Source organism: Allorhizobium sp. nf9_anc, assembly GCF_056323085.1.
On sequence record NZ_JBWHZM010000003.1, the window covers coordinates 189,122 to 213,436 of the forward strand.

A 24,315-nucleotide genomic window follows, 5' to 3' on the forward strand; every position below is an offset into this window, starting at 1 on the left:
GATTTGTTCAATGAATTTGATGATATTATATGCTGGCGATTTTGATAATGAAAATTCTAAAGAAGTTATTGAAAAGTAATTCGGGGAATTTCGGTTCTATGACTGCTTTACTTGCTGTGCCCCTCATTGGTGCTGTCGGTTCGGCTGTGGATTATTCTTACGTTTCAGATGTGAGAGCAAAGCTAATGGTGGCGGCTGATGCTGCCGCTCTTGGCGCAATAGTTGAGATTTCCAATGGTTATGCATTGGCTCGACCGGAGGTCACTCCAATGAGTATCGCAGCTGCAGAAAGTGATGGTGAAAACATTTTTTTTGCTAACGCTAGCCAGATTGTGAATATTCGTCCAGAAAATGTTGAGGTTACTGTAATTAGATCTGGTGAAACAGTAGTTTCTACAGTAAGCTTTTCAGCGAATATTCCAACATTCATTATGGGAATATTTGGTTATAATTTCGTCCGTGTTTCTGGAACTGCTTCGGCTACAAATGCAGCAGATAGACCAAGCTTCGTTGACTATCATCTCTTACTTGATAACACTCCTTCGATGGGACTGGGTGCGACAAAACGTGATATCAATGCCCTCATTAACTCAACGAAAACAAGATGCGCATTTGCTTGCCACGAGGTAAGTAATAATGGATACATAAATCCCAACAGTAATTACATGATTGCACGGAAAAATGGGATAACGTTGAGGATCGATGTGTTAAAGCAAGCTGCGTTGGGATTGATCGATAGAGCCTTGGAAATAAAGGGGGGCAGCAGTCGTTTCCGTTTTGCCGCCTACAATTTTGGCAAGGCTGCGCTCGAGCCTGGTTATCAAATCGGTAAGCTTTCAAACCTTACTGTCGATTTGCCTTCTTTCCGTAAGGCGGTGGGCGAGGTAGCTTTGATGACCACGCCGCACAGCAACTATAATAATGATGCGCTGACCAGCTTTGATACTGCCCTGACTAAAATTGGGAGTGAGATTAAGGTCGATGGTGGTACAGGGAGAACGCCCGATGATCGTAAACAGGTGGTTATTTTTGTAACCGATGGCGTAGGAAACAGCATCAAACCAACTGGGTGTACAGGGTTTTATTCAGGCAGCCGAGGCCGTTGTTTCGAACCTATTGACGTTCGATATTGTGGAAATCTAAAAAAACGCAATATTACAATCGCGATTCTTTACACGACTTATGTGGAGGTCGATGATCACCTTTACTCTCAGTATGTGAAAAAATTTGCCCATGAGATCGGGCCTAAGCTAAAAGAATGTGCATCAGAAGATCTGTATTCCGAAGTTGGAATCGAAGGTGATATGAGTGTTGCGCTAAAAAAGCTTTTCGAGAAAGCGGCTTCACCTGGGAAACTGCGCTTGGCGAGTTAATGAAAGTTTCTCCCTCCATTTTGTAGCAGGGTACGTGGAGTGCGCCTCTTTCCAGCGGATACGTCGGCTATTCTAGAGTTGGGCCTTTTTGCTCGGGGCCTTATCCGCAGGATTTGAACTAGTTGGCGCATTCTGCGGTCGGAACCGCGTGACGATCTGTCCGACGGTATTCCATAAAGCCCCAACCGTTCGCTCGGCTTTGGCGCGCAAGACGGCCTTGAGCTTAGCGAAAGCCTTCTGCACCCTGCACCTTGGATTGCGAGACGCACATGGACACTTCCGGTTCGTTTTCCTCGTGCTTTGTGACGATCAGCGTGTCTGCGGGGTAGTCGGCAGTTGCCTTTTGTTGGGCCTCGTCAAGAGCAATAGCCATGGGATCACCTTTCCTGCTGTCACCACCGCATCTAACGGAACGGTTTGCCGGGGGAAGTCGGTCCCGGCTTCCGCTTCGCGGCGCTATGCTAAGCCTCCTGCGGCTTCCCTTTATCCGTCAAAACCGTGTCGAGAATTCCCGCTTTCCCGCCCCTGAAGGAGGGGCGGCGCTATGCTGAAAGCTCCGATGTTCTTCATTGTTCTTCTCGGATCTCGGACTGGCGCCGATCGATCCGAGCCGGGCGGCTCCGCCAGAAGGGCCAGAAATGACGCCGCATAAGCGCCGGCTGTTCGCCGAAGGCGGCCGGCGCGCGGCGGAAACCAGACCCAACCCGCTGAGTGTCATGGCGCGGCTTTCGCCGCGCCATTCCTTTTCTGCCTTCCGATCGTCCGGGGCTCCATGGCTATCACCAGGTCATGCACCATCTTCAAGGCCGTATCGTCGAGCTTTTTTAGGTGGTCGACCGTTGCTTCCATCAGCTTGTTTGGTAATCCTCCCCGTTTTAACGGGGTTCAGCGGTAGAATTCACGCAGCCATTTTCATTTTCTGAGCGGGTGTGATGCCGCCAATGCCCATGTTGGGCCGTTCGTGGTTATATGTCCAAAGCCATTCCGTGGCGATCTCTTGCACCTCCGTTATGCTGTCAAAAATATACAGATCGAGCCATTCATGCCGAACAGTTCGGTTGTAGCGCTCGACATAGGCGTTCTGCTGAGGCTTGCCGGGCTGGATGTAGTTCAATGCGATCCCTTGCTTCTCTGCCCACTCGACCAGCTTCGAACTGACGTATTCGGGGCCGTTATCGACCCTGATCGCCAGCGGCTTGCCCCGCCATTCGATGATCTGGTTGAGGCTGCGCACGACCCGTTCGGCAGGCAGTGAGAAGTCAACCTCGATCCCCAGTCCCTCTCGGTTGAAGTCGTCCAAAACGTTCAGAAGCCTGAACTGGCGACCGTCCGCCAGGCGATCCGCCATGAAGTCCATCGACCAGACCACGTTCGGCGCATCGGGCACCGCCAGTTCCTCGGGCTTCTCGCGCTTCAGCCGCCGCCGAGGCTTGATCCTCAGGTTCAGCTCAAGCTCCCGGTAGATACGGTAGACTCGTTTGTGGTTCCAGCGATAGCCTTGGACGTTGCGCATATGCAGGAAGCATAGACCGAAGCCCCAGGTCTTCTTCATCTTCACGAGCCCAAGCAGCAGATCGGCGATCTCATCGTTATCGGCATTGCGCTTTGGGCTATACCGAAAACAGGTCTCACTGACGCCAAATGTTCTGCATGCCAGCGCGATGCTCACACCGTGTTGCGCCACTGCTTTCTCGGCCAGCTCTCGGCGCTGAGATGGCCGCCTCATTTTTTTCCGAGAGCCTCCTTCAGCAGATCGGCCTGCATGCTCAAATCGGCATACATCCGCTTCAATCGGCGGTTCTCGTCCTCAAGAGCCTTCATCTGGCTCATCATTGAGGCATCCATGCCCCCATATTTTGCTCGCCATTTGTAGAAACTGGCGCTGCTGATGCCGTGCTCCCGGCAAAGCTCAGGGACGGGGACACCGCCTTCGGCTTGGCGCAAAACAGCCATGATCTGGGCTTCGGTAAATCGGCTCTTCTTCATCAAAATCTCCTCGAGCATCTTGCCGAGAAAATTCTACTTTTGAAGCCCCTTATTCCCGGGGAGGATTACCGTTTCTCACGTCTTTGCGTGACTTGCCTTTGGGATGAGTAGGTCGTTCGTTTACGAAGGGATCGAAGAATTCTTCGGGAGTGATGTCCAGGACCTCGAAAATGTGGATGAGCCGTCCCACGGTCATCAGGGAGGAGGCGTTTTCGTATCGGGAGTAGGTTGCCTCCTTTACGCCGAGGAGGGTCGCGACTTTCGCTTGCGCAATTTGTCGATCGGTTCGCAGGTCGCGGAGCCTTTGAGCGACAAGCTGATCCAGTTCCTTGAGGTCGATGATCTTTCCGTCGAGCCGTTTGCGATAGATCGGATGATCTTTGTTCGGGTCGTCAACGCGTTCAAGTCCGAGATAGCTTACCCACTGCTCGAGTCCGAAACCTGCCATTGCCACCAACCACACTGGAAATTAATCGTTATTCCTCTGGAACAAATAAAGATGGTACCTCGAAAGTCTACCCTGAATAGCTACTTTAGCGCATCGCTTTGCGACCCCGCTCTATGCCTTCGGCACGGAGCCAGCAGGCGCTGTCTCCGCCCATTCGGGTGACGATCGGTTGCGCTGCGGCTTCGCCTTCAATCACATGCATCTTGGGCAAAAATCAGTACCGACATTTACAGCCTCTCCCGATCGACCCATATTGGGCTACTGATCAAGTCAGGTCGTGGCAAGTCTCTAGCCCTTTCTTGTCGCGTGCCTACGGAGGCCGCCCCGCCTGATCGGGGCGGCCTTTCCGCATCTTGAAAGCTCCTCACCATCATCAGCACCAATTACGGTGAGTCCAGTCCCCGTCACGATGAAGCAGTGACGCCGGAGGCGTCCTGTCTGTCTCTTTGATGAGGGAAAGAGGAGCGCCGCCCCCTCTCCCTCACAAGGGGAAAAAACGGTCTCCCCGTCCTTCCTTCGCGCAGCCTTAAGGCCGCGCTTTCGTGCAGGATCGCCGCTAACGCGCCGCCCCTTCGGCTTTGCCTCGGGCGGGCGAACCCCCTCCGTTTTTATCCCCTTGCCACCCTCTCCCCCGCTGCTCCGCGCGAGCTCGGGAGCAGGAGCGGGGCTCCTGCCCACGAGGGGCACGAGAAGACCGCTTCGCAGAATTGGAGAAAGGGCTAGATTATGACCACAACCGCAACCGTTTACCTGCTGGACCCGGAAGCCGGGACCATTCAAGCCGCAGAGGTCGCAGCACCCAGCGCGTTCTCTCAGACCTACGGGCTGATTGGATGCCAGCTTGTCGAGGTGGTGCCATTCGACACGAACCACGTTCTTATCGTCGATGAGGAGGGTTTGCGCGACGGCTTGACCGCTTTCACTGTCTTTGACGGCTACCCGCAGCCATTGGCTGGAAAAATCGTTCTTGCCAGCCTGGATGGCTCGCATGTCCTACCGCCGCAAATCAGCATTGAAGAAGCAGCGGCCCGCCTGAACGTCTGCAAGCCGGTTCTTGATCCGGTTTATGCCAAGGCAGACGAGCATTCCCCCAATGGGGTCATTCTGGGCGGCGCTTTGATCGGGTTCCAGACCCGCATCACCCGCACTCACCCAACCGTCATGGCGGGGGTAGTACGATGATCATCGCTGTTGTCGAGGACCGCACCCTGTCCATTCTCGCCGGAACCTTTGCCGCGACCATCGCGGCGAAGGACATCGAACATAGCTTCCATGCCCTTACTCATTTTCCGGAGCGGCGCACCCTGTCTGAACTGGAAGGGCTGGCAGAGCGCCTGAACGGCTTTGCCGCCTATATGGTGGAGCTGTGGGAGCAAGCAAAACTGCCCCTGCCAGACGCTGAACTAGAGGCGTTTGCCCGCCGTCATGTCGAGATCACCGCCAAGTATTGGGCAGCGGAAGGCCGTTGCATGAACTGGTTTGTCACCGGTCCTGCCCGCTTTCCCGTTGCCCGCAACGAAAAGCGGATGCGAGTATCTGACGCCCGCCGTGCTGACCTCTCCGCCCATATAGCGACTGCGAAAAAGGCAGTGAAGCGCAAGGCGTTTCCCCACGGAACCGATGACGAGCCGATCCGCTCCGGCGATCCGGCCGCCATGCAGCGCATCGCCTCGCGGATCGAAGACCTGGCATTGTCCATCGACCGGATGAAACGGGCAAATGTCATCATTCGCCGGATGGAGAAGGATCAGGCGAGCGAAGCCGACATTCTGGCCCGTGTGGTGGCAGAAACCGGCATGGACGAGGAGAGGGCATCGCGTGGCGTTACCCTTGCCCCATGGCAGAACCGACGCGGCTTTTCCACCACCAACACCCGCGCCGAACTGCGCCGCATGCAAACCCGCCTCGCTTCGCTTGCTGCGATGAAGAAGCGCGGCGACCGCGCCGAGGACGTCGAGACGGAGGCAGGAGCCGTCACGGTCAAGGAAAATACCGACATGGCCCGCATTCAGTTGCTGTTTCCCGGCAAGCCGGACGAACAGACGCGGCGCACCTTGAAATCTCACGGGTTCCGCTGGTCGCCGTCGCAGGGGGCTTGGCAGCGCAACTTGAACGAGGCCGGACGCTATGCGGCCCGATGCGTCTTGAAATCGATCAGCGGCGACAGCGCCGCTTGATCAGCCCCGGAAAACAGAGGATCCCCACATGAATGAGCAGATCTATACGGTCATGGAGTTTTCCGGCAGAGGCGATGCCATGTTCGGCGGTAGTGCCGCCGATTGGAGCCTATACACCCAAGAAGACGGCTCAAACGCTTTCATGAGCGCCGCCGACGCGCAGCGCCGCCAGCTGGTGAAAGCCTATTTCCCGACCAAGGAGGAAGCGAGTGAAGCCGGAGAGGCGGCCAGCCAGCGCAAGGGCCTGATCTCTGCCCTGCCTGTTCGGCGCGTCGATGAGATCCCCTATGCGCAACTGCGCTGGATTGTCGGAAACATGCACGTCGGGACCAGTGATGACGACTTAAAAGCCGACATCAAGGGGCGCGCAAAATCGGGCATGACCGCGAACCCCGACCTGCTGGCCCAGGCTTGCGCTTACGCGCTGGCAAGCCACCGAGCCAATCAGGGCTTGGTTGCACATTTCCGGCTGTAGGAGGCGAAGCGATGAAAAGCAAAGGCCAGCGCCGAAGCGTTGAGGTGTTCGACACGCCCTCCGGTTTAGGGGGGAGCCACACGGTTGAGGTTGTCGAGAACCTTGGAAACGATAAGGTCAGGGTGCGCGTCTGGTACGGACGCGCCACCGCGACAGGTTGGGAAGCATGGAAGGATTGGGACGGCTACCGCTTTGAGACCGACCGCGCCAGCCTGACCAACAAGCGGTCAATGCCGCTGTTCAAATAGGACCTGGGTCGCATTTCGATGCGGCTCGACATCAGGAGGGACACCATTGAGCCGCTACACCGTGACCGTGAAGACCGACGGAGAGACTGACGAGAATGCCGTAATCGGCTATGATCCGCCGTTGCGCACCTTCTTTCTGCAGGCTTTCCCCGATGAGGAAACCGACGAATACGCGCTGTGGTTCGGGACGCTTCTTGAGCAACACCAAAGCCTTGAATCGATCATCGAGAGCGCGCGCCGCTTTGGCTATGAGATCGAGGGGCTCTCACAGAATGCGATCATCGCCATGACAAAGGAGGCGGGCACACCAACGCCGCCTAGCCTTGGCGAGCGATTAGGATTGGTGAGCTGACAATTGTCTGATGCTTTGTTGCGGGGCTGGTTTGGAAGTACCGGCCCCCTCACCGTTTTGGCCGTTGCGAACCTGGCAGCATCGAGCTGGCTGCGGTTCGCCCGAAGGGAGCCCATGCCCCTCCCCTCGGCTCCCCTCCCGCCCGATTGCTACCGCAGACGAAGGCAAGGATTTGGACGTCAAACGGTTGACCCGTTTCTGGTGGTGTTGGAGACCGACTGCATTTCCTGAGTCGTGAGCGTGCCTCTCGTCGCGATCAGATAGGCCGCAAGATAGGTCAGCTTCAGCTGCGCTTCTCCGTCGTCTTTCGGCTGATAATTGAGGATTGCCATGCGGCGTGCTTTCGCCTTTCGCCCCTCTTGAACCGCCGCGGCATGATGATCGATCAGCTCACGAAGCGAGGGTCCTTCTCTTGTCGCACTGACTACGATCTCCGTTCCCGCTTTCCTGGGCGTCGGCAATACCCGTGCCGGTTTGTTGCATCGAGCCGCAACTGTTTCGGGGGACGAACGCGAACTGGATGACGACAGTAGCATGGCGGATGCCTCACCGATCTAGTTGCATTGGGGATCGTCTCAGACCATCAAATCGTCCACAACGCACGATAGGATACGAAACAAGACGAAATCTTGGGCTGTAAGTCATTGGAAAAAAACGGTAAGATTTTTGTTCCACCGCCGGCGGATGGAAGCGATTTCAAGGAACTGTTCAAGAAAATGGCTGCTGCGGGTGCAGGACGCCTGTTGGGTGAAGACGGTTTTCCCCAAGGCCCGTGGACGCCGGAGCTGCTGGCGGATGCCATCTCAAAGATCGACGCCAACCGTGTCGGAGTGGATCTTCGCACCGTCCAGCTCTGGTTTCAGGAGAATGACAAAGGCATCAGCCCGGCCAACATTCGCTGGCTGGCACGCATCTTCGGTTGCGACGATCGCGAGGCGACGAATGAGTGGCTGAAAGAGCTCACTGCAGCCCAAGCGCGCTTGGTGGCCAAGCGACGCGAGCAGAAGAAAACCGGCAATGTCGCTGCCCTTCGCGTGCCCGACATGCCACCAACAGATTCAGTCGATGACTCGGTGCAGGTGACGCCACTGCTGTCCGTCGACCTCCAACCAATGCCGGCGCAGCGATCGGGTCTGGCAATCAAGACGGAAGCGATTTTTGCTGAACGGTCGGATCTGAACTTGCCGGCTTCGATATTTGCCGGCTCCGCTGCCTTGGGGTTCTTGTCCTACATCCTCGGCATCCACAGCATCACCTACATGCGGGAAGACGGCATCGAAAAGCAGGTTGGCTTCCTCTGGGCACCGAACTGGACCTTCCTGTTCATGGTGCTGCTGCCGCTGTTCTTTGCAATCGTCATTGAGCTTCTGGTTTTCTGGAAGCATGATGGCCGTCTGCGGCTCCTGACAGAGGTTGATCGCCTGAAAAGCGGCGAAGCCTGGACGCGAAATCTGCAGGCCAACTCCCACACCTATTGGGCGGTGTTCGTCATCTGCGTTCTGTTCGCGGGCGTGGTGCAATGGATCGGCGTGCAGCTCATCCCGCTGCTTGAGCAAAGACAGGATTTTGCCCCAAGCTGGGGAACGATCGGGATCATCAGGCCCGATATTCTATCGACGCCGGCGGCAATTGTGTTTACCGCACTTGCCTACCTCTACATGTCCGTCAGCTTTTATCTTCTCTTCGCCGGCCTGATCCTGCTGCACACAATTCTCCATGATTTATGGAAGCTCAAACGTGAAACCACGCTTCGGGGCGAGCAGGGTCAGGGGCCGGATGTCAGTGAAATCGGTCTGCGGATCATGCGGGGGGTCTTCAGATGCTCCGTCCTCGTCGTCCTTGCCGCCATCTGCATGAAGGCTCAGAGCGCCTATCTTGCTTCGCAAGGCCCCGATTTTGTGACATGGCTGGTTCGCGATATCTGGGCTGCACTGGCAAGTTACGACGATGGAGATCGAAGCTTCGATTACATCATGCCAACCCACTACAGCAGCCTGCTCGTCGTGCTTTCCACCTGCAGCGTCTTTCTGTCCGGGGCAATCCGCTTGGGTGACGATCTGCGCATCCGGGCGCAACTGTGGAAGATGTCCGCGGTGATCGGTCTGTTGTTCGTCTCTTACATGTTGATCGACGCATTCGATGGATTCTCGGTCTTGCTGCTCGTTGCCGGGCTGATCGCGACCTATGGTCTGTTCGATCCGGCGTTCAGGCTGGTTTGGCGCACCCATCTGATAGGAGGCGACAGCCATGTTTCGTAAGTGGCTGGATCGTTGGGACGAGAGCCGAGCCCAACGCGGCGAAGAGGCCAAGACGGTTACAGACCTCATTCTGGACGCGGATCGTGCATTCCCCGGCGTTGGGGCGGCTGAAACGGTAGAGGAGTTTTGCGTACTCGCGGAAACGGCCGCCGCTGATCCGGGCTTTTTTGAGCCGCCTGACGCGAGCGATCATCGGTTCGAACTGCGGGATGGCTGGCTGAAATTCCCTTCGGACGTTGCAACCGATGTTGCTGAAAACAACATCGTATGGGCCAGGATCACCGAGAGCGGAAAGCGCGATCAGGCAGTCGTGATCTTCCATCACTGGAACGCGACCAGTCGGAACCGGCAGATCGCCGGGTTCCTTTCCTGGCAGGGGATCACGGTTATTGAGATCGCCATGCCCTACCACTTGGAACGCAAGCGGCCCGGATCGCTCTATGCCGATTACATGCTCAGCGCAAATCTCGGGCGAACAGTTCAATCCGTCAAACAGGCGGTATGGGACGGGCGTAAGCTTATCGGCTGGCTAAAGCGCCAAGGCTATCGGGATGTTTCCGTTCTCGGGATGAGCCTTGGATCTTGGGTTGCAGGATTGGTCGAGGCGCATGAACCCGCCGTCTCGCGGGCGTCTTTGTTCCTCACGGCAGGGAGCCTTGCTGAAATGGTATGGACCGGGCGCGCAACCCGCTCGATCCGGACAAGCCTCGAGCCGCATCTTACGCTTGCCCAACTGCAAAGAGCATGGGCGCCGCTCAATCTCGAAAACCATGCAGACAGGCTGGCGCGGCCAGGCCTCGAACTTCAGGTGATTCTGGCGTCGAGGGATACGGTTGTTCTGCCGGACCTGTCCGAACGGCTACTAGGACGGCTGGAGAATGCCGGAGCCAGAGTGAGCGTGCTGCCGCTGAATTGCGGGCACTACTCTCTTGGGCGGCCACCCTACATCTTGCGAGCCGGATGGAGCTTGAAGCGGTTTCTGTTACGCAAGCGCGGCGCCACTCAGGCTTAGGAGCGATTGAGCGCCGCATCGAGCGGCACCCAACCGCAATGAGGGGAGCCCCCTTCGGCCCCTCCCCTCAAACTCCCCTTCCCCCTCACGACGGAAGCGCCCCGCAAGCTGGGCGGCTCACTGAGGCTTGTTGTCGTTTCCGGCCAGAGCGTCGATGTCAGCTCCCGCACCGCTGCAGCATCACGGCGATGGAGATCCGACCTGGCGGCCGGATCGCGATTTGCCGGTTGAAGGCGAAGGCGACGGCCGGGGCTACGAAGGCCGCGTTTTCGGGCCGCTTCTTAGTGGCCGTACGCAATCTAATGCTGCGCACGATACGGCAGGCCCCGCCTTAGCGTGCAACCCTAAAGGGTTCTCCTCTCCGCTTCGCTCCGTTGCGATCGCTACGCGATGCACTCGGCGGTTCCAGCCGTATTCGAGCTTCGCGATTACGCACAACCACTAAGGAGGAACCTCTGATGAAAACGCTCGTAACCTTCTGCCAGAAAACCGGCCGTCGCCTTCGCCAGTTTATCAACCGGCAAATCGCGAAGTTGTCCCATAAGGGCCAACTTCGGTTCTCCATCGCCGTGATGCTTCCGCTCCTCGCCAAGGTCGAGTTCAGCTATCAAGTCGAGTTCAACGGCAAGGCCGGAAACGACAACAAGCCTCAGTGAGGTACGGCCGCACCCTGCCCCGCAGGGTACGGCCTATCATGGAATAGAACGCCCGGCGCAGACGCATGGAAGTGCAGCGCTCAAGCAGGACGAGTGGCAGGAGTTCCGATATTGCGCTATGAGGCCTTTATGTCCGGTGTCGAGGATCTGCCTCTGGGCAGGCGTAATGGTCCGAAAGCCGGGTCTGCGGTCTGATCCCCAAAAAAGACCCGCCGTAAGTGGCGGGTCAAAAGCCGCTCCTGGGAGTCCCAAGCGGCGGGGGCTGCATCAGTTTCGGTCCAAGCTCGGCTCGCCTCTGCCTCCCAAAGCTTGGCATGGCCAGACACACCATAGCGAGCAGGCTGCTTGATGCAATGCTCAAATACAATGGATCGTCCAAGAGCAAGGTACTGGCAGGGGTGGCGATATTCCGCAGCAGTTGTTGGATGCTCGCGGCTATTCAGGCTAGTACGCTTGCTGAGGAAGAACCAGATGGTCAGCAAGTCCACTGTTGCCGTGATCCCGGGGTAAGGCGCTGCGAGCCTTACCTCGTGCTAGTTGTGTCCGGCGGTGATGTGAGAGGTGTCCTCGACAATCTTTACGTCTGCATCGGGCTCATCAAACACAATCAAACCGAGTTTGAGCAGCTGAATACAGCAAACTACCGACAATCCCCACAAAAAGACGGTTCGCCACTTCATGCTCAGCCCCACCAGAGATGGAATCCCCTCAGAAACCGACGGCCGCTACAGGCTCTGTAGGCCTGCTGGCCTCGGCAATCAGGTCAATAAACGGCACTGGGATTCCCAAATAATATCCCTGCAACGTATCGCAGCCGAGCAGCCGCAAGATCTCTAGCTGCGTTGCGGTCTCGACGCCTTCGGCAACAACGGTGTGCCCAAGGCCGTGAGCCATCGAAACTATCGCCGACACAATGATCCGGCTATCGTGATTCGTCACAATGTCAGAGATGAGCGAACGATCGATCTTGAGGCTGTCATAGGGGAGCTTGGACAGCTGGGCCAGGTTGGAAAATCCCATCCCGAAGTCATCGATGGACAGTTTGAAACCGGCGCGTTTCAGAGCGAGCAGATGTTTTCTCGCCTTCTCAACATCTAACATCGCGACAGCTTCCGTGACCTCCAGCTCGAAATTACTAGGCGCGACACCGAGCGACTTCACATAGTCGGTGAGCCGATCGGCAAACTCATCATCCGCGAATTGAGTTGGACACACGTTGACTGCAACGCGGCACGAAATTCCCGATGCACGAAGTTTTGGGATATCGGTCGCGACAATCGACATCACCTTGCGTCCAATCCGCTCCAGCCCATCACCCGTCCCTACGACATCAAGGAAGCTTCCGGGATACAACAGGCCCCGCGTTGGATGCGCCCACCTCACCAGCGCTTCATAACCTTCGACACTATTTGAGGCGAGATTGATCTTGGGTTGATAGTGGACAATGATTTCGTCGTTGGCGATCGCATGGAGGAAGTCACGTTCAAGCTCACAGCGATCAGTCGCCCTATCTCGCATTTGATCATCAAAAAACGCGTAGGTTCCTCGACCGCGGCTCTTCGCCTCGTACATAGCCATGTCGGCGTACTTGAGGGTGTCAGCAGCATCAACGGCTTCGTCGCCAAGCACGGCAATACCAACACTCGCGCCAATCTGAACTTGTCGTTCGCCGATCACAAACGGCTCAGCGAGTGATCGAATGATCTGCTGAGCTATGTCCGTAACGTCTTTGTCCCCTGCGCTACCTGTCACCAGCACAACGAATTCGTCACCGGCAAATCGAAACAGAAGTCGACATCCGGCCGATTCCAAATTGACACTCTCTGGAGTGAGACATCGGTTCATCCCATCCAGAGTGATTTCAAGGCCGTCCACCAGCATTCTGGTCGCAGCCATCTGAAGCAAAGTGTCACCGACCTGATGACCATAGAGGTCATTGACTTGTTTGAACCGGTCGAGGTCGATGAACAGCACATGACCCTTGAGATCAGGATTCCGGTCGATGATCTCGCTCAGTACTGCGCGGTTAGGGAGACCGGTAACACCGTCTTCATAGGCCAATGTGTTGATCTTGGACACATTATCATTGAGGCGCGCCACCATCTTGCGAAAGCTCTCGGCCAAGCCGCCGACTTCACAGTTGCAGTCCACAGTGACAACAGCGCTATAGTCGCCTGAGGCAATAGCCTCCGTACTGGCTTTCAGGTTCTGAATTGGCCGAGTGAGCCGACCAGTCATATAATATGTAAACCCCGAAGCGGCGGCGATCGAAGCTACCAGCTTAATGTAGCCCAAAGTCGTCAACGTGTGGGTGAAATCGCTTCCAGCTTCCAGCAAGTAGAACACGAGTGCTGCAACAATCGAGCAAAAAGTCCCAATCATCAGGGTGAACCGTACGCGTAGGCTGTTCAAGCCACGACCAAGAATGCGTCCTGTGATCAGCTCGGTATCAACTTCCATGACTGCAACCTTCATTGCCGGAATGCGGACGCGGACCAGATCGAGCTGGCCCGCGACTATTATGAACGGAGGACTTTAAAAATCCTCCCACGCCTCGGATTTCACTGCAGCATTCCCTCTGACGGCGGTGGCAACACGATTCATTAGTCGGCGTGCAGGTGATGTGTTTGCCGGGGGCATCGAGGAACGTTCCGCTGGCATGGACTTGTTTTGCGAGTTTCCGATTTCGAAAAGTCCGATGAGCTGGAATAAAGCTTCTGCTTCCTTGGCCAACGAATGGCTGGCTGCAGTCGATTCCTCGACCATCGCAGCATTCTGCTGCGTGCCTTGGTCCATTGTATTGACGGCTGTATTGATTTCCTTCAGCCCCGTCGCTTGCTCCTTGGCGCCCTCGACGATTGCGGTAACATTGACGCTGACCGCCTGAACCTGAGACACGATATGCTCAAGCGCCCTGCCCGTTTCTGTGACGAGATGTACGCCGTTCTCCACCTGCTCGCCAGACTTCGAGATCAAAGTCTTGATTTCTTTCGCCGCGGAGGCGGATCGCTGAGCAAGTTCTCGCACCTCCTGGGCGACGACAGCAAAGCCCTTGCCAGCCTCACCAGCGCGCGCCGCCTCGACCCCAGCGTTGAGCGCCAGCAGGTTCGTCTGGAAGGCGATCTCGTCGATTACACCGATAATGCTTGAGATTTCGCGCGACGAGGATTCAATCTCCTGCATTGCATGAACAGCACGATTGACGATCTCTCCGGAGCGCTCGGCAGACTGCCGTGTTTCTTGGACCTGCTTTCCAGCTTCTTCGGCGCGGCGACTGGAATCGGAGACCGTTGTGGTGATCTGCTCAAGCGCTGCTGCAGTTTCCTCTACAGATGCCGCTTGCTGTTCCGTTCGCTTTGAAAGGTCGTCGGCCGCCGCGCGGATCTGATTGGAGCCGGCCGCGATGGCTTGCGCATTTTGGCCGACCCGGCGCATCGCATCCTCGAGCTTAGCAACGGCTTCGTTGAAGTCTAAGCGAACCTGATCCAGTCGCTCTGCAAAGACGGCATCTATCCGGTAATTCAATTTGCCATTTGAGAGCTCGTTGAGGGCGTGGCCGATGCTCTCAACGGCGAACCGCACTTCTGCGGCTTCGCGAGCCTGCTGCTGCTCACGCTCGAGACGCTCCTGCTCGCTGAGTGAACGATTTGCCTCAGCTTCCTGTTCAAGGCGCACACGTTCTTGGGCATTGTCTCGGAATATGGCAACGGTGGAGGCCATCTTGCCGATTTCGTCCCGACGGCCCTGGCCGTAGATTTGGACTTGAAGGTTTCCATTCGCGAGATCGGACATCGCCGCGGTGATGGAGTTCACGGGGCGAATTACGCCTCTCAATACGGTCCAAGTGGAGAATGCGGCAACAGCGGCCCCGAAGACCGTGAGTATCGTCATGCCGGCTGTCAAAAGCGATGCCAGCTCATTGCCTTTAGCGAGGTCCTGCTTTGAGACCTCGATCTGCAGATCGATCAGTTTCGAGATATCGGTGCCGAGGGGATCAATAGTCGGGTAGAGCCTCTGCTCAACGAATTCTGAGAGCGCAGCACTGTCGCGGGAAACCAGAATCTGTCTCAGCAACTGCACTCCTTCGTTTGCCTCTCCCTTGACCTGCACGAAGTGATCGGCAATTTGCTTCTCTTCTGCGGTCAGCACCGTCGATGTGTACTCCTTCCAGTGCGCATCGATGGAGGCCAGCGCCGCGTCTATATTACTCAAGCCATCTTGAGGAGAGAGCGCGCCAGATCTCACCTTGTGAGCGCTATCAACAATATTGACGGCATAGCCATCGCCGATCCGCTTCAGTTGCTCCATTGGCAACACCCTGTCGGCAACGATCGAGTTGGCGATTTCCGCTTCCTTTTTAAGGGCGTAAAAGCTGAAACCCGTGATGGTTATCAATGCTGCGGTGAGCAACGAAATGCATGCAAGAAGCTTGACCCTGATGGTCATAATGATCCCTTCCCAACGAACGTCCCCGTCGACATTTCAAATGCGGCAAGCCGCATTTGAGGTGAGGCCCATCGAAGAAGCGTTTTTAACGACTTCGAACGGAGCACAGTCACTGAATGCGATATTTAAGGGTCACTTGTTTACGCGTCGCTAATTTCGTGGTTTCTTTTGCACGAAGCGTGGGCAAACGCCCAAAAAAAAGCCAAGCGCGTCTATGCCGTACACCGTACTGCTGCGTCCGCACTGGGATGCCTTGTCCAGCCTTCGGAGTTCTAGCGAAACGCCAGCCGGTCAGATATCCCTGCAAAAGCTCGTAGCCAGCATCGCGCCCAAGACTTGCCTGTCGCTCTGTCTCTCTATCCTCGTCAGGGACTGGGATAGCGGCCGTTATCGACATGTTGAATCAAGTTGAAATGGAGAGCTGCCCGAGGAGCGGAGCGCTCATCACTCGGAGCGCAGCGGGCAGATCCATCGTTTTATAACCTGCATCAGAGGACGGAGAACCGGCGTCGCCGGTTCGCATACGAAAGGAGCGGCCAGGATCGGCCGCCCATCTACCCTGCCCTATACCGCTCTTACGATAGGTCGCCGATCGCGCCAATGGGCAAGCGCGCAAGCGCTGTCGCTCGCCAGGAAAAACGGCTTTCGCCGTCAGGCCGGCAAACCTTCCGTTTTTCCTTTCTCCCGCCCCATGACCCGATCGGCGTCCTAACGGGAGCGGGCTCAAGCCCTCCCCCTTCGTTCCGCCGGATGTGGGGGCACATCCTTCGAGAACGAAGGCAGAGGTTTCGCCCACTAGCGGGGCTTGCTCCCAAGGGAAACCGGAAAATTGGAGCAACAGATCATGAGCGACATCATCGCGGTAGCACTGAACAAGCTAGACGCAGACCCGAAGAACGTCCGCAAGACCTACACCAAGGAGAGCATCGAGAGCCTGTCGGCGTCCATTCTCGCCAATGGCGTCATTCAAAACCTTGTGGTGCGCAAAGCTCCCAAGGGCCGATACCTCGTGACGGCTGGCGGTCGCCGCCTCGCAGCCCTCAATTATCTGGCGGAGCGGGGCGAGATCGAGGCCGACTACGCTGTGAACGTCATCGTCCGGGAGGCGGGTGATGCAACGGAGTTAAGCCTGACCGAGAACGTGATGCGCGAGGCCATGCACCCCGCCGACCAGTTCGAGGCATTCAAGGCGTTGTTCGATGAGGGCAAGTCCATCAAGGACATCGCCGCCCGGTTCGGGACAACCGAAATCATCGTCAACCGCCGTCTTGCGCTGGCGAAGGTTTCCCCTGTCCTGTTCGCGGCGTTCCGCGCCGAGGATATGACCTTTGAGCAGCTTGCCGCCTTCACCATCACCGACGATCACGCTCGACAGGAAGAGGTTTGGAATGCCCTCCCCTCATGGGATCGCAGCGCCAACACAATCAAGCGCCGTCTCGCCGTGGATGAAGTCCCCGCAAGCGACAAGCGGCTCGCGCTGATCGGCGGGTTAGAGGTTTATGAGGCGGCTGGCGGTCCAGTGCGCCGCGACCTGTTTGCCTAGCAGGGAGGAGGCTTTGCATGCGATAGCGGCTTGCTTGAAAAGCTGGTTGCCGAGAAGTTGGAGGTCGAGGCGGAAGCCGTGAAGGCCGAAGGCTGGAAATGGGTCGAGTGGTGCGCTCAGCAGCCGGATAAAATCTATCAGATGGCCCGGGTTTACCCGCAGCGCATAGACCTCAGCGACGAGGATCAAGCCAAGCTTGACGCACTGACTGAGCGTTATGATGAACTGGCGGCGCAGATCGATGCGGATCAGGAGGATGAAGGTGCAGAGGCCGCGTTGTCCGCCGTCGACCAGGAAATCGCCGTCCTGCAGAGGCGCGAAGAAGCATATCGCAGCGAAGACCTCGCAATGGCAGGGGCAATCGTCACAATCGACCATTGGGGCAAGTTGTCGGTGCTGAGAGGCCTTGTCCGCGACGAGGACAAGAAGAAGGCCGAGGCCACAGAAGGAAAGCAAGGCGGGGCAACCGAGGAAGCTGACGGCGCTTCGAAATCTACCGCGCTGACCCATTCAGCGGCTTTGATCGAGGACCTGACCGCTCAGAAGACGGCGGCGCTTCGTGTCGAGTTGGCGAACAATCCCGACATTGCGCTTGTGGCGGTTGTCCACGCGATGTTGCTCAAAGTGCAATACCGCACGGCATGGGGCATTCCCGGCCACCAGAGCGCGCTTGAAATCTCTGTCACTCATGAAGTGCTGGACGGTTCGATGAAGCGTCCCGCCGAGAACAAGGCCCTTGAGGCGTGGGGAAGCCTTGAGGAAAACTACGGGCACCGGCTTCCCGGCGATCCTGCTGACCTTTGGGAATGGCTGATGGATCAATCGCAAAGCGAGTTGTTGCAGCTTCTGGCCTATGCCGCCGCCCATTCCGTCAATGCAGTTGAGAAGAAGTTCAGCAGTCGCAGCCAAGCGCTGGCACATGCCGACCAGATGGGCCGCGCATTGAATGTCGATATGCGGGATTGGTTCGAGACCACGGCGGAAAGCTATTTCAGCCACGTCAACAGACCAACCATCCAAGCCGTTGTTGCCGAGGTGCGCGGCGAGGATTTCGCCGCTGGTGTCGGCAACATGAAGAAGGGCGAGGCTGCGGAGTATGCCGCCAAGTCCATTAAGGACAGCGGTTGGCTTCCGCCTCACGTTCGGATCGCGTCAGACCCCAACGCAGAGGGTGAGACTGAAACCTCAGAGGAAAAGGACGAGCACTCGTTCCCGATGGCAGCGGAATAACCCGCCGCTGTTTGTCCCCGGTCACGTCCTCCAGCGTGACCGGTTCCCCTTACTACAGAGGGTAAGTCATGCTTGATTCCGCCCCTGATCCGACACTTGCCGCCGAAAGCGGCTGCCAGCTAATCAACGCCTACCTGGAGCGATCCGGAGCATGTTGATTGGGATGATGTGCAATAAGCCCTCGATACAGCGCTGAAGGCGTTCGATCTACCGCTGACCTACCTTGAGGGTGCTACTCAGCGCGGCTGAGCTTGCTACAAGATCGTACCCTAGCGCCCGCCTTGGCATCGAGCCAACGCGGGCGGTTTCGCAGGTGGGTGGGAGGCAGAAACGTATCGGGGGACGGGAGATCAGGCCGCTTGTTGAGAGGAGGCCCTAGCCCCCTCCTCTCAAACTCTCCTCCCCACCCGTTGAATTTATCCAACAATAACGGGGTGTATATCATCGTCTGGAAACGTCCCGGTCTTGAACGTGAAGCGGGGTTAGAAGCAGAGTGCAGCTCTAAAATATTGGAACAATGGCGCGTTTTACATGCCGGCTGAGCCGACGCAGCAGCGCAGAAATGTGACAACTTGCATCAAATTGGTATCTCAAGCTACAAATCGCAATGAGCGGAGCCACAACCGATTCCGACTCACACATTCTAACAGTTTTCGGAGATAGCAACCGGCCCAGAAAAGAAAAACCGCTCCCGAAAAATCCGGAAGCGGTCTGCAGTTCGAAAATATAAAAGCACCATCCTTCTCGCAGACCTCCCCTCCGATGTCAATAATCAAAACACCATTTCGGTGAACGGCGGAGCTTTGTCTGGCCTCTGACAGGAGACGGACGATGGGGGAACCCACAAAATGCAAGCGGCCGACTGGTCGCAGAATGACGAAGGAGCGAGCCGAATTTCGGCGACTGGCGCAGTCAACGGAAATCGGAGCGGTGACGCGTGGCCAGCTTGCGGTGCTCGCTAAGAATCTGATGACGATCGGAATGATCACGACCTCAGAATATGCGTTGCTCGAGGCTATCATATCGACCGCCAAGGCCGATGCCTTTGACAAAGGCGGGCGCCCGATTGTCTACAAGTCGAACCGACAGCTGGGGTATGACATCAACAAGTCACCGGGACGCGTAAGCCGAATTCTCTCCCGATTGTACGACCTCGGCCTTGTCACCATGCAGGACAGTGCGAATTTCAAGCGCTATCCGATCCGCGATGGCGAAGGAGATATTGCCGACGCCTGTGGCATTGATTTGCGTGTCCTAATTGCCCGGCACCACGAGCTTGATCAAATTGTACGCCAGAAGCGGGAAGAGATACGAGTTCGGGACCAGGCGGCTCGTCGCTTCCGGGACGCTCTGCGTGCTGCAAGGTATGCTCTCGTGTCTTCAATCGATCAAGGGGAAGCCATTCGGAGACGGATCGCGTCCCGTGTTGAAAGGGTCGCAGCCTTCATTGGATCAGCCAGGCACGCATCGGGCCACGTCCTCCGGAAGGCAACAATGCTTTTGGAGTGGCTTGCCGACCGCCTGCGCAACGTGAATCGGTCACCCCAAGGGTCCGACATAGATACAAATATGACATGCACGGATGTCGAGAACGACATGCACATACAGATTACAACCCCGAAACCTTTTGGACCTCGTAATGATGAACGGCGTTCGGCTAACGCCGAACAAGTCAGTTCACGAGGAGCTGGCTCCGCCAGCGAAAGGGCTTTTGAGAAAAGCCTGGGCAGCCGTTCGCGCCAAAGCAATAAGCAATTGCAAGTACGGCCTTCACTTGTGGCGCTGGAGGATGTGTGGCGGGCTACGCCAAGCCTTGCCGAATATGGCTACCAAGCCCCGCGCAGTTGGGCGGACCTGGACCGGATCGTTCCCAAACTTTGCCGCATCGCCGGCGTGTCCGAGGATGCGCGCCAGCGCGCCGTGGACCGAATGGGCCAGCAGGCGGCTGCCGTTGCGATCGCTCTCACCTTTGAGAAATACACGCGCGCCCAAATCAGCTCGCCGGGCGGCTATTTGCGGGCCATGACAGACCGTGCCGCGAGGGGAGAGCTTCATCTAAACCGCTCGGTATTTGGGCTGGCAGCCCGCAACTCAATGGAGGCACACTCGTGATAGAAAATCGCTTAGTTGGAGCCGCGCTGGCCGCGCTTCTGTTCACCGCGTCTTCTGCAGCGGCCGACTATTCAGGCCGAGCGCGAGTGATCGACGGTGACACCTTCAGCATTCGTCAACAGAGGATCCGTATCGCGGCCATTGACGCCTGTGAGCGGGACCAGACCGGCTCCAAAAACGGTGTGATATAGAATTGCGGGATTGAGGCACGTCGCTTCCTCGCCCGCATGATCGATGGCAAGCATGTCCGCTGCATTGAAGTCGATCGAGACCAGTATAAGCGCCTTGTCGGCCAGTGCTTCGTCGAGAACTCGGATGTTGGCCTCGAGATGGTGAAGGCGGGCCAAGCCACCCTCTTGTTGCGCTATCTACCGAGATCCCACCCGATCGACCTGAGCCAGTACCGCCGCGCCGAGAATCGAGCCCGACAGCTCGGCCAAGGCTTGTGGGGAGCCGAGGTTGAATCGCCCTCCTCCTACCGCCGCAGCCATTCCGGCAACTGAACGACTGGCGGCACTCTGTGAGCAACAGATGGCGAGATCTCACGTTTTGCGGAACTCTCGGGTACCCCAGCCACTTGTTTCGGGGTGTCGGTTCGGTTGCATTCCGCACGATCGCGCCCTTGACCTGTGCCGATGTCTCATTTGTCGAGGTGACGTATTGCTGCAAGCGCTCAGGCCCCACACCTCCAAAGTGGTTGCTCTTGATGCCCGTTCGCACGGCGACGCGGTTGGCGCAAAGCTGTTCGTCTCCAAATTTTCCCCGCCTTCGGCTTCCTCGCGAAGCAAAATTTGTCCCCATCCAGCCTCCTTTGCTGCGCTCCGGCCTACGGTGCGCACCGCTTATCCCCGTGCCCTATGAACGATCATCGCAACCACCAAAGAGGAGTGATTAACATGAGCATGACCAACTTCATCCAGTTCGACAAAGACGACATCGACAACGCCAAGGGAACCGGCCTCATCTCCACCATCGACCGGGACCTGGACATCAAGGTCACACCGTTCGACTCCACCAACGAAAAGGCTCCGACGCATCGCGTCTATGCCAAGTCACCTCGTGGCCACGACATCGAAGTTGGCGGCATCTGGAAAAAGACCAGCGGAGAAGGGAAGCCGTACTACACGCTCTCCATCAAACGCCTCGGCTTCAACGCCAACTTGGGCCGCTACCCCGGCCAAGATGACCTGGCGCTGCAGGCCATCATTGAATGGGAACCCCGCGATTGATCGCTCTGGGAGGCCCGATCTCTGATCGGGCTCTCACCATAGAAGAGCCGACTACCCCGCATTCGCTGGATATTTGGCTCCTTTTGTGCTACGTTGAATAGTAACTGGAGGCTCTGCCAATGAACGTTCATGCCCCCCGCCCCGATCGCTCTCCGGAAGCTGTTGCTGCCCGAAAGAAAGCCGTCGATCAGGCTCGTGCCGCCAACATGCGGCAGGGTTACACCGGCGATCCGGTTTTGGAAGAAGCAAACAGCCGTTACGTTGCCGGAGACATCACTTCCGACGAAATGCGCCAAGAGCTTCTGGCACGCTTTAAGCGGGCTTGATCATCGCCTAGAGATTTGTAGCGGCCGCCTGTGATCTCAGGCGGCTTTTTTGCATGAGGTTTTGCTTGGCGCGCGATGATGAAGCCAAAGGCTCCTACACTTATCCCAACACGTCAGAGGATAAGGATTTCAAGGATGTTCTGAAGAACAAGCTTGATATCAGGAGCCAATCTGCGCTGCGTGAAGCCGAATACGCATTCACAGCTTTGAGGCAAACGGAGCTGGCCGAGGGAAAAGGCCCAGTCGGCAATCACGATGCAGCGCATCTGAAGGCTCTGCACGGCTACATCTTCCAAGATATCTATGAATGGGCAGGACATACGCGCAACGAAAGTCCTGTCGTCGATGGACAGCGGGTAGAGCCGGTAGGCGGGCTTTCGAAAGGCGAGACGACTTTCCTCCCCGGCTCGCGCATCGAAATGGGTCTCAACGAGGCGCTAAGGCCTGCTAGAGAAGTTCAGGGCTTACGAGCCGCCACACCTGAGCAATTCGCCGAGAAGGCCGCTCACGTCCTATCTGAGTTGAACTATGTTCATGCCTTTCGCGAAGGCAATGGAAGGGCAAACGAAGCTCTGGTGGTCTCATTGGGCCGCACCTATGGGCATGACATCGATCTGACCGTCATCACCAAACCTCGCATGATCGAGGCATCCATTGAGACCACCAAAAATCCGTCCAGTCCGGCAATGAAGCACCTCATCCAGGATGCAATGGATCCTATCCGCCGCGAGGCGATCCGCAGTGCCATGTCCGATCTTGAGCAGGCTGGCGAGAAACCGTTCGAGCACAATGTCCGCACGGCCCGCCAGGGCGAAGTCATCGAAGGGCAGGTTCTCGGCCATGACAATCGAGTAGCGAGCCTCGTCACCGAAAAGGCGATTGTGGCCGTAGATCGTGCTGATCTACCCGAGCGGATGCCTCCTGACGACGCAGAAGTTAAGTTCACCGCAAGATCTGATTTCAAGACTCTGGGGCGGCCGGAACAGGTCCAAGATGCCCAATCGCAGCCAGGTCAGCAAAAGGCTCAAGAGTCTCAGTCGCAGCACATCAATGCCGAGCTTAAGGCTATCGAAGCGCAGCAGCTTGCCGATCGCCAGCGAAACCGCGACCAAGACGACCGAGAGCGCTGATCTGCGGCCCTGTCGCTGCAGTGAGGGCCCGTGTCGTCGGCCGGGGTGCCTACGCTCGGCGCCCTCTCCTGTCCGTTGGATGGTTTGACGGACAAACTACGATAGCCCCTCACCCATTCAACCGCTTGCGCGGTCCTACACTCCGTTGCGGCCCTACGGGTGCATGGGCTCGTTTTGCTATCTTCGGATCTTTGCCGTCAACCAACGAACAGGAGACGGTAATGCAGAGCGTAAAGGACACCTACCAGCGGATCACCGACACCATCATCCAGCAGCTCGAGGCCGGCACCAAGCCCTGGATTCGGCCATGGCACGGAAATGTTCCGAGGTCGGCTACGCCGCTGCGTGCCTCCGGCGAAGCCTATCGCGGCATCAACGTGGTCATGCTGTGGCTCTCCGGGCAACTCGCCGGCTACGACGAAAACACATGGATGACTTACCGGCAGGCTCAAGAGCTTGGCGCTCAGGTCCGCAAGGGTCAACAAGGGACCCTCGTCGTCAAGTATGGCACCTTCACGCCGAAGGAGCAGGAGGCAGACGATCGTGCGATCCCCTATCTCAAGGGCTACACCGTCTTCAACGTCGAGCAGATCGACAACCTACCTGACCGTTTCAGAAGCCCGATCGAGGATGTGCCAAACGATCCGGTTCCGGATCTCGAACACGTCGAATCCTTCATAGAACGCACTGGCGCGAAGATCACGTACGGTGGCAAGCAGGCCTGCTATCGCCCTGGCCTCGATGACATTCTGATGCCGGATCGGGGGCGGTTCCTCAGCGAGGTTCACCTTTACAGCACCGTTCTTCATGAAATTTCTCATTGGAGTGGTGCAAAGGCACGTTTGGGCCGTGACCTGAGTGGGCGGCTCGGCAGTGAGGCCTACGCCATGGAGGAGCTTATTGCCGAGATCTCAGCCGCATTCGTCTGCGCCGATCTTGGCATCGAGCATGATCCGCGAGACAACACCGCGACGTACGTTGAAAATTGGCTCAAGGTGCTTAAGCAGGATTCACGTGCAGTCATCACTGCCGCCGCGAAGGCTCAGGCAGTCGCTGACTATCTCCGACTGTTCAGCTCCTCTACAGGTTAGGAGCCTTGCGTGACGGTCAAGGCTCATGCCATCGACCAGAATCTTTACAACTGTAAAGTCCGGCACCTCGATGCGTATCGACCAAAAACTTTACAACTGTAAAGTTGGGCATCTCGATGCGTTAACTTCTTGTTAACGAAAAACGCCTTGAAGAATCGGAGTCAGTCTGGCATCCCTGACGGAAATGATCTCGTTAAGTGGTCAGAACCGTCAAGAGGATCAA

At 57.0% G+C, this 24,315-nt stretch carries 24 protein-coding genes and 1 pseudogene; 17 read left to right on the forward strand and 8 right to left on the reverse strand.

Annotated features, from left to right (window positions below; all coding sequences use genetic code 11):
- Positions 1-29: 29 nt before the first annotated feature.
- Positions 30-1,373 (forward strand): pilus assembly protein TadG-related protein, encoded by a 1,344-nt coding sequence (locus AC02Y0_RS24295; protein ID WP_476384441.1) that lies wholly within the window; start codon positions 30-32, stop codon positions 1,371-1,373.
- Positions 1,374-1,445: 72 nt separating this feature from the next.
- Here the strand turns inward: AC02Y0_RS24295 and AC02Y0_RS24300 are convergent.
- From AC02Y0_RS24300 to AC02Y0_RS24315, 4 genes and pseudogenes are all read right to left on the reverse strand, one after another.
- A pseudogene (locus tag AC02Y0_RS24300) lies at positions 1,446-1,616 on the reverse strand (IS630 family transposase); the annotation flags it as partial.
- Positions 1,597-1,746, reverse strand: a complete 150-nt coding sequence (locus AC02Y0_RS24305; protein WP_476384442.1) for a hypothetical protein — start codon at positions 1,744-1,746, stop codon at positions 1,597-1,599. The gene AC02Y0_RS24305 and the pseudogene AC02Y0_RS24300, both read right to left, overlap by 20 nt.
- Before the next feature lie 525 nt (positions 1,747-2,271).
- Positions 2,272-3,359 (reverse strand): IS3 family transposase gene (locus AC02Y0_RS24310; protein WP_476382890.1). Its coding sequence is split into 2 segments (ribosomal slippage): positions 2,272-3,098 and positions 3,098-3,359, totalling 1,089 coding nucleotides; the frame shifts between segments, so codons are not numbered across the junction.
- A 49-nt stretch (positions 3,360-3,408) separates the two neighbouring features.
- A complete protein-coding gene (locus tag AC02Y0_RS24315) occupies positions 3,409-3,807 on the reverse strand; it encodes a helix-turn-helix domain-containing protein (protein WP_476384443.1) in 399 nt (132 codons plus the stop codon).
- A 726-nt stretch (positions 3,808-4,533) separates the two neighbouring features.
- Here AC02Y0_RS24315 and AC02Y0_RS24320 point away from each other — a divergent pair.
- The 5 genes from AC02Y0_RS24320 to AC02Y0_RS24340 are packed head-to-tail and all read left to right on the forward strand — an operon-like array spanning position 4,534 to position 7,059.
- Complete coding sequence (locus tag AC02Y0_RS24320; protein WP_476384444.1) at positions 4,534-4,989, forward strand: DUF3846 domain-containing protein; 456 nt, start codon at positions 4,534-4,536, stop codon at positions 4,987-4,989.
- Positions 4,986-5,984: a hypothetical protein gene (locus AC02Y0_RS24325; protein ID WP_476384445.1), complete on the forward strand. Its 999-nt coding sequence runs from the start codon at positions 4,986-4,988 to the stop codon at positions 5,982-5,984. The genes AC02Y0_RS24320 and AC02Y0_RS24325 overlap by 4 nt, the downstream gene beginning before the upstream one ends.
- Before the next feature lie 28 nt (positions 5,985-6,012).
- On the forward strand, positions 6,013-6,459 hold the full coding sequence (locus AC02Y0_RS24330; RefSeq protein WP_113380144.1) for a hypothetical protein: 447 nt from the start codon (positions 6,013-6,015) through the stop codon (positions 6,457-6,459).
- 11 nt (positions 6,460-6,470) lie between these two features.
- On the forward strand, positions 6,471-6,707 hold the full coding sequence (locus AC02Y0_RS24335; protein WP_476384446.1) for a hypothetical protein: 237 nt from the start codon (positions 6,471-6,473) through the stop codon (positions 6,705-6,707).
- Positions 6,708-6,753: 46 nt separating this feature from the next.
- Positions 6,754-7,059 carry a hypothetical protein gene (locus AC02Y0_RS24340; protein WP_113465163.1) on the forward strand — a complete coding sequence of 102 codons (306 nt, stop codon included), beginning with the start codon at positions 6,754-6,756 and terminating at the stop codon, positions 7,057-7,059.
- Between the two features lie 179 nt (positions 7,060-7,238).
- On the opposite strand, the gene AC02Y0_RS24345 is transcribed toward AC02Y0_RS24340, so the two are convergent.
- Complete coding sequence (locus tag AC02Y0_RS24345) at positions 7,239-7,391, reverse strand: hypothetical protein (RefSeq protein WP_476384447.1); 153 nt, start codon at positions 7,389-7,391, stop codon at positions 7,239-7,241.
- 312 nt (positions 7,392-7,703) lie between these two features.
- Between AC02Y0_RS24345 and AC02Y0_RS24350 the strand changes: the two genes are divergently transcribed.
- From AC02Y0_RS24350 to AC02Y0_RS24360, 3 genes are all read left to right on the forward strand, one after another.
- Positions 7,704-9,317, forward strand: coding sequence for an RcgA family putative transporter (locus AC02Y0_RS24350; protein ID WP_476384448.1), 1,614 nt, complete (start codon positions 7,704-7,706; stop codon positions 9,315-9,317).
- Positions 9,307-10,329, forward strand: a complete 1,023-nt coding sequence (locus AC02Y0_RS24355) for an alpha/beta fold hydrolase (protein ID WP_476384449.1) — start codon at positions 9,307-9,309, stop codon at positions 10,327-10,329. The genes AC02Y0_RS24350 and AC02Y0_RS24355 overlap by 11 nt, the downstream gene beginning before the upstream one ends.
- 458 nt (positions 10,330-10,787) lie before the next feature.
- On the forward strand, positions 10,788-10,985 hold the full coding sequence (locus AC02Y0_RS24360; RefSeq protein ID WP_234614026.1) for a trans-acting factor B: 198 nt from the start codon (positions 10,788-10,790) through the stop codon (positions 10,983-10,985).
- A 708-nt stretch (positions 10,986-11,693) separates the two neighbouring features.
- Here AC02Y0_RS24360 and AC02Y0_RS24365 read toward each other — a convergent pair.
- On the reverse strand, positions 11,694-13,445 hold the full coding sequence (locus AC02Y0_RS24365) for a bifunctional diguanylate cyclase/phosphodiesterase (protein WP_476384450.1): 1,752 nt from the start codon (positions 13,443-13,445) through the stop codon (positions 11,694-11,696).
- A 75-nt stretch (positions 13,446-13,520) separates the two neighbouring features.
- Positions 13,521-15,431, reverse strand: coding sequence for a HAMP domain-containing methyl-accepting chemotaxis protein (locus tag AC02Y0_RS24370; RefSeq protein ID WP_476384451.1), 1,911 nt, complete (start codon positions 15,429-15,431; stop codon positions 13,521-13,523).
- A gap of 844 nt (positions 15,432-16,275) precedes the next feature.
- Here AC02Y0_RS24370 and AC02Y0_RS24375 point away from each other — a divergent pair.
- From AC02Y0_RS24375 to repC, 3 genes are all read left to right on the forward strand, one after another.
- Positions 16,276-16,974 carry a ParB/RepB/Spo0J family partition protein gene (locus tag AC02Y0_RS24375; protein WP_476384452.1) on the forward strand — a complete coding sequence of 233 codons (699 nt, stop codon included), beginning with the start codon at positions 16,276-16,278 and terminating at the stop codon, positions 16,972-16,974.
- Between the two features lie 30 nt (positions 16,975-17,004).
- Complete coding sequence (locus AC02Y0_RS24380) at positions 17,005-18,204, forward strand: hypothetical protein (RefSeq protein ID WP_476384453.1); 1,200 nt, start codon at positions 17,005-17,007, stop codon at positions 18,202-18,204.
- Positions 18,205-19,035: 831 nt separating this feature from the next.
- Complete coding sequence (gene repC / locus AC02Y0_RS24385) at positions 19,036-20,316, forward strand: plasmid replication protein RepC (protein WP_476384454.1); 1,281 nt, start codon at positions 19,036-19,038, stop codon at positions 20,314-20,316.
- A gap of 71 nt (positions 20,317-20,387) precedes the next feature.
- Here the strand turns inward: repC and AC02Y0_RS24390 are convergent, their stop codons facing one another.
- Positions 20,388-20,663 carry a hypothetical protein gene (locus AC02Y0_RS24390; protein WP_476384549.1) on the reverse strand — a complete coding sequence of 92 codons (276 nt, stop codon included), beginning with the start codon at positions 20,661-20,663 and terminating at the stop codon, positions 20,388-20,390.
- Between AC02Y0_RS24390 and AC02Y0_RS24395 the strand changes: the two genes are divergently transcribed.
- The 5 genes from AC02Y0_RS24395 (at position 20,544) to AC02Y0_RS24415 (ending at position 24,092) form a co-directional block, all read left to right on the forward strand.
- Complete coding sequence (locus AC02Y0_RS24395; RefSeq protein ID WP_476384455.1) at positions 20,544-20,819, forward strand: thermonuclease family protein; 276 nt, start codon at positions 20,544-20,546, stop codon at positions 20,817-20,819. The two genes, AC02Y0_RS24390 and AC02Y0_RS24395, sit on opposite strands and share 120 nt — an antisense overlap.
- A 393-nt stretch (positions 20,820-21,212) precedes the next feature.
- On the forward strand, positions 21,213-21,545 hold the full coding sequence (locus AC02Y0_RS24400) for a DUF736 family protein (protein WP_052642533.1): 333 nt from the start codon (positions 21,213-21,215) through the stop codon (positions 21,543-21,545).
- 119 nt (positions 21,546-21,664) lie between these two features.
- Positions 21,665-21,871, forward strand: coding sequence for an antitoxin VbhA family protein (locus tag AC02Y0_RS24405; RefSeq protein WP_113460381.1), 207 nt, complete (start codon positions 21,665-21,667; stop codon positions 21,869-21,871).
- A gap of 65 nt (positions 21,872-21,936) precedes the next feature.
- Positions 21,937-23,001, forward strand: coding sequence for a Fic/DOC family protein (locus AC02Y0_RS24410; RefSeq protein ID WP_476384456.1), 1,065 nt, complete (start codon positions 21,937-21,939; stop codon positions 22,999-23,001).
- Between the two features lie 221 nt (positions 23,002-23,222).
- Complete coding sequence (locus AC02Y0_RS24415) at positions 23,223-24,092, forward strand: ArdC family protein (RefSeq protein ID WP_476384457.1); 870 nt, start codon at positions 23,223-23,225, stop codon at positions 24,090-24,092.
- Positions 24,093-24,315 lie beyond the last annotated feature (223 nt).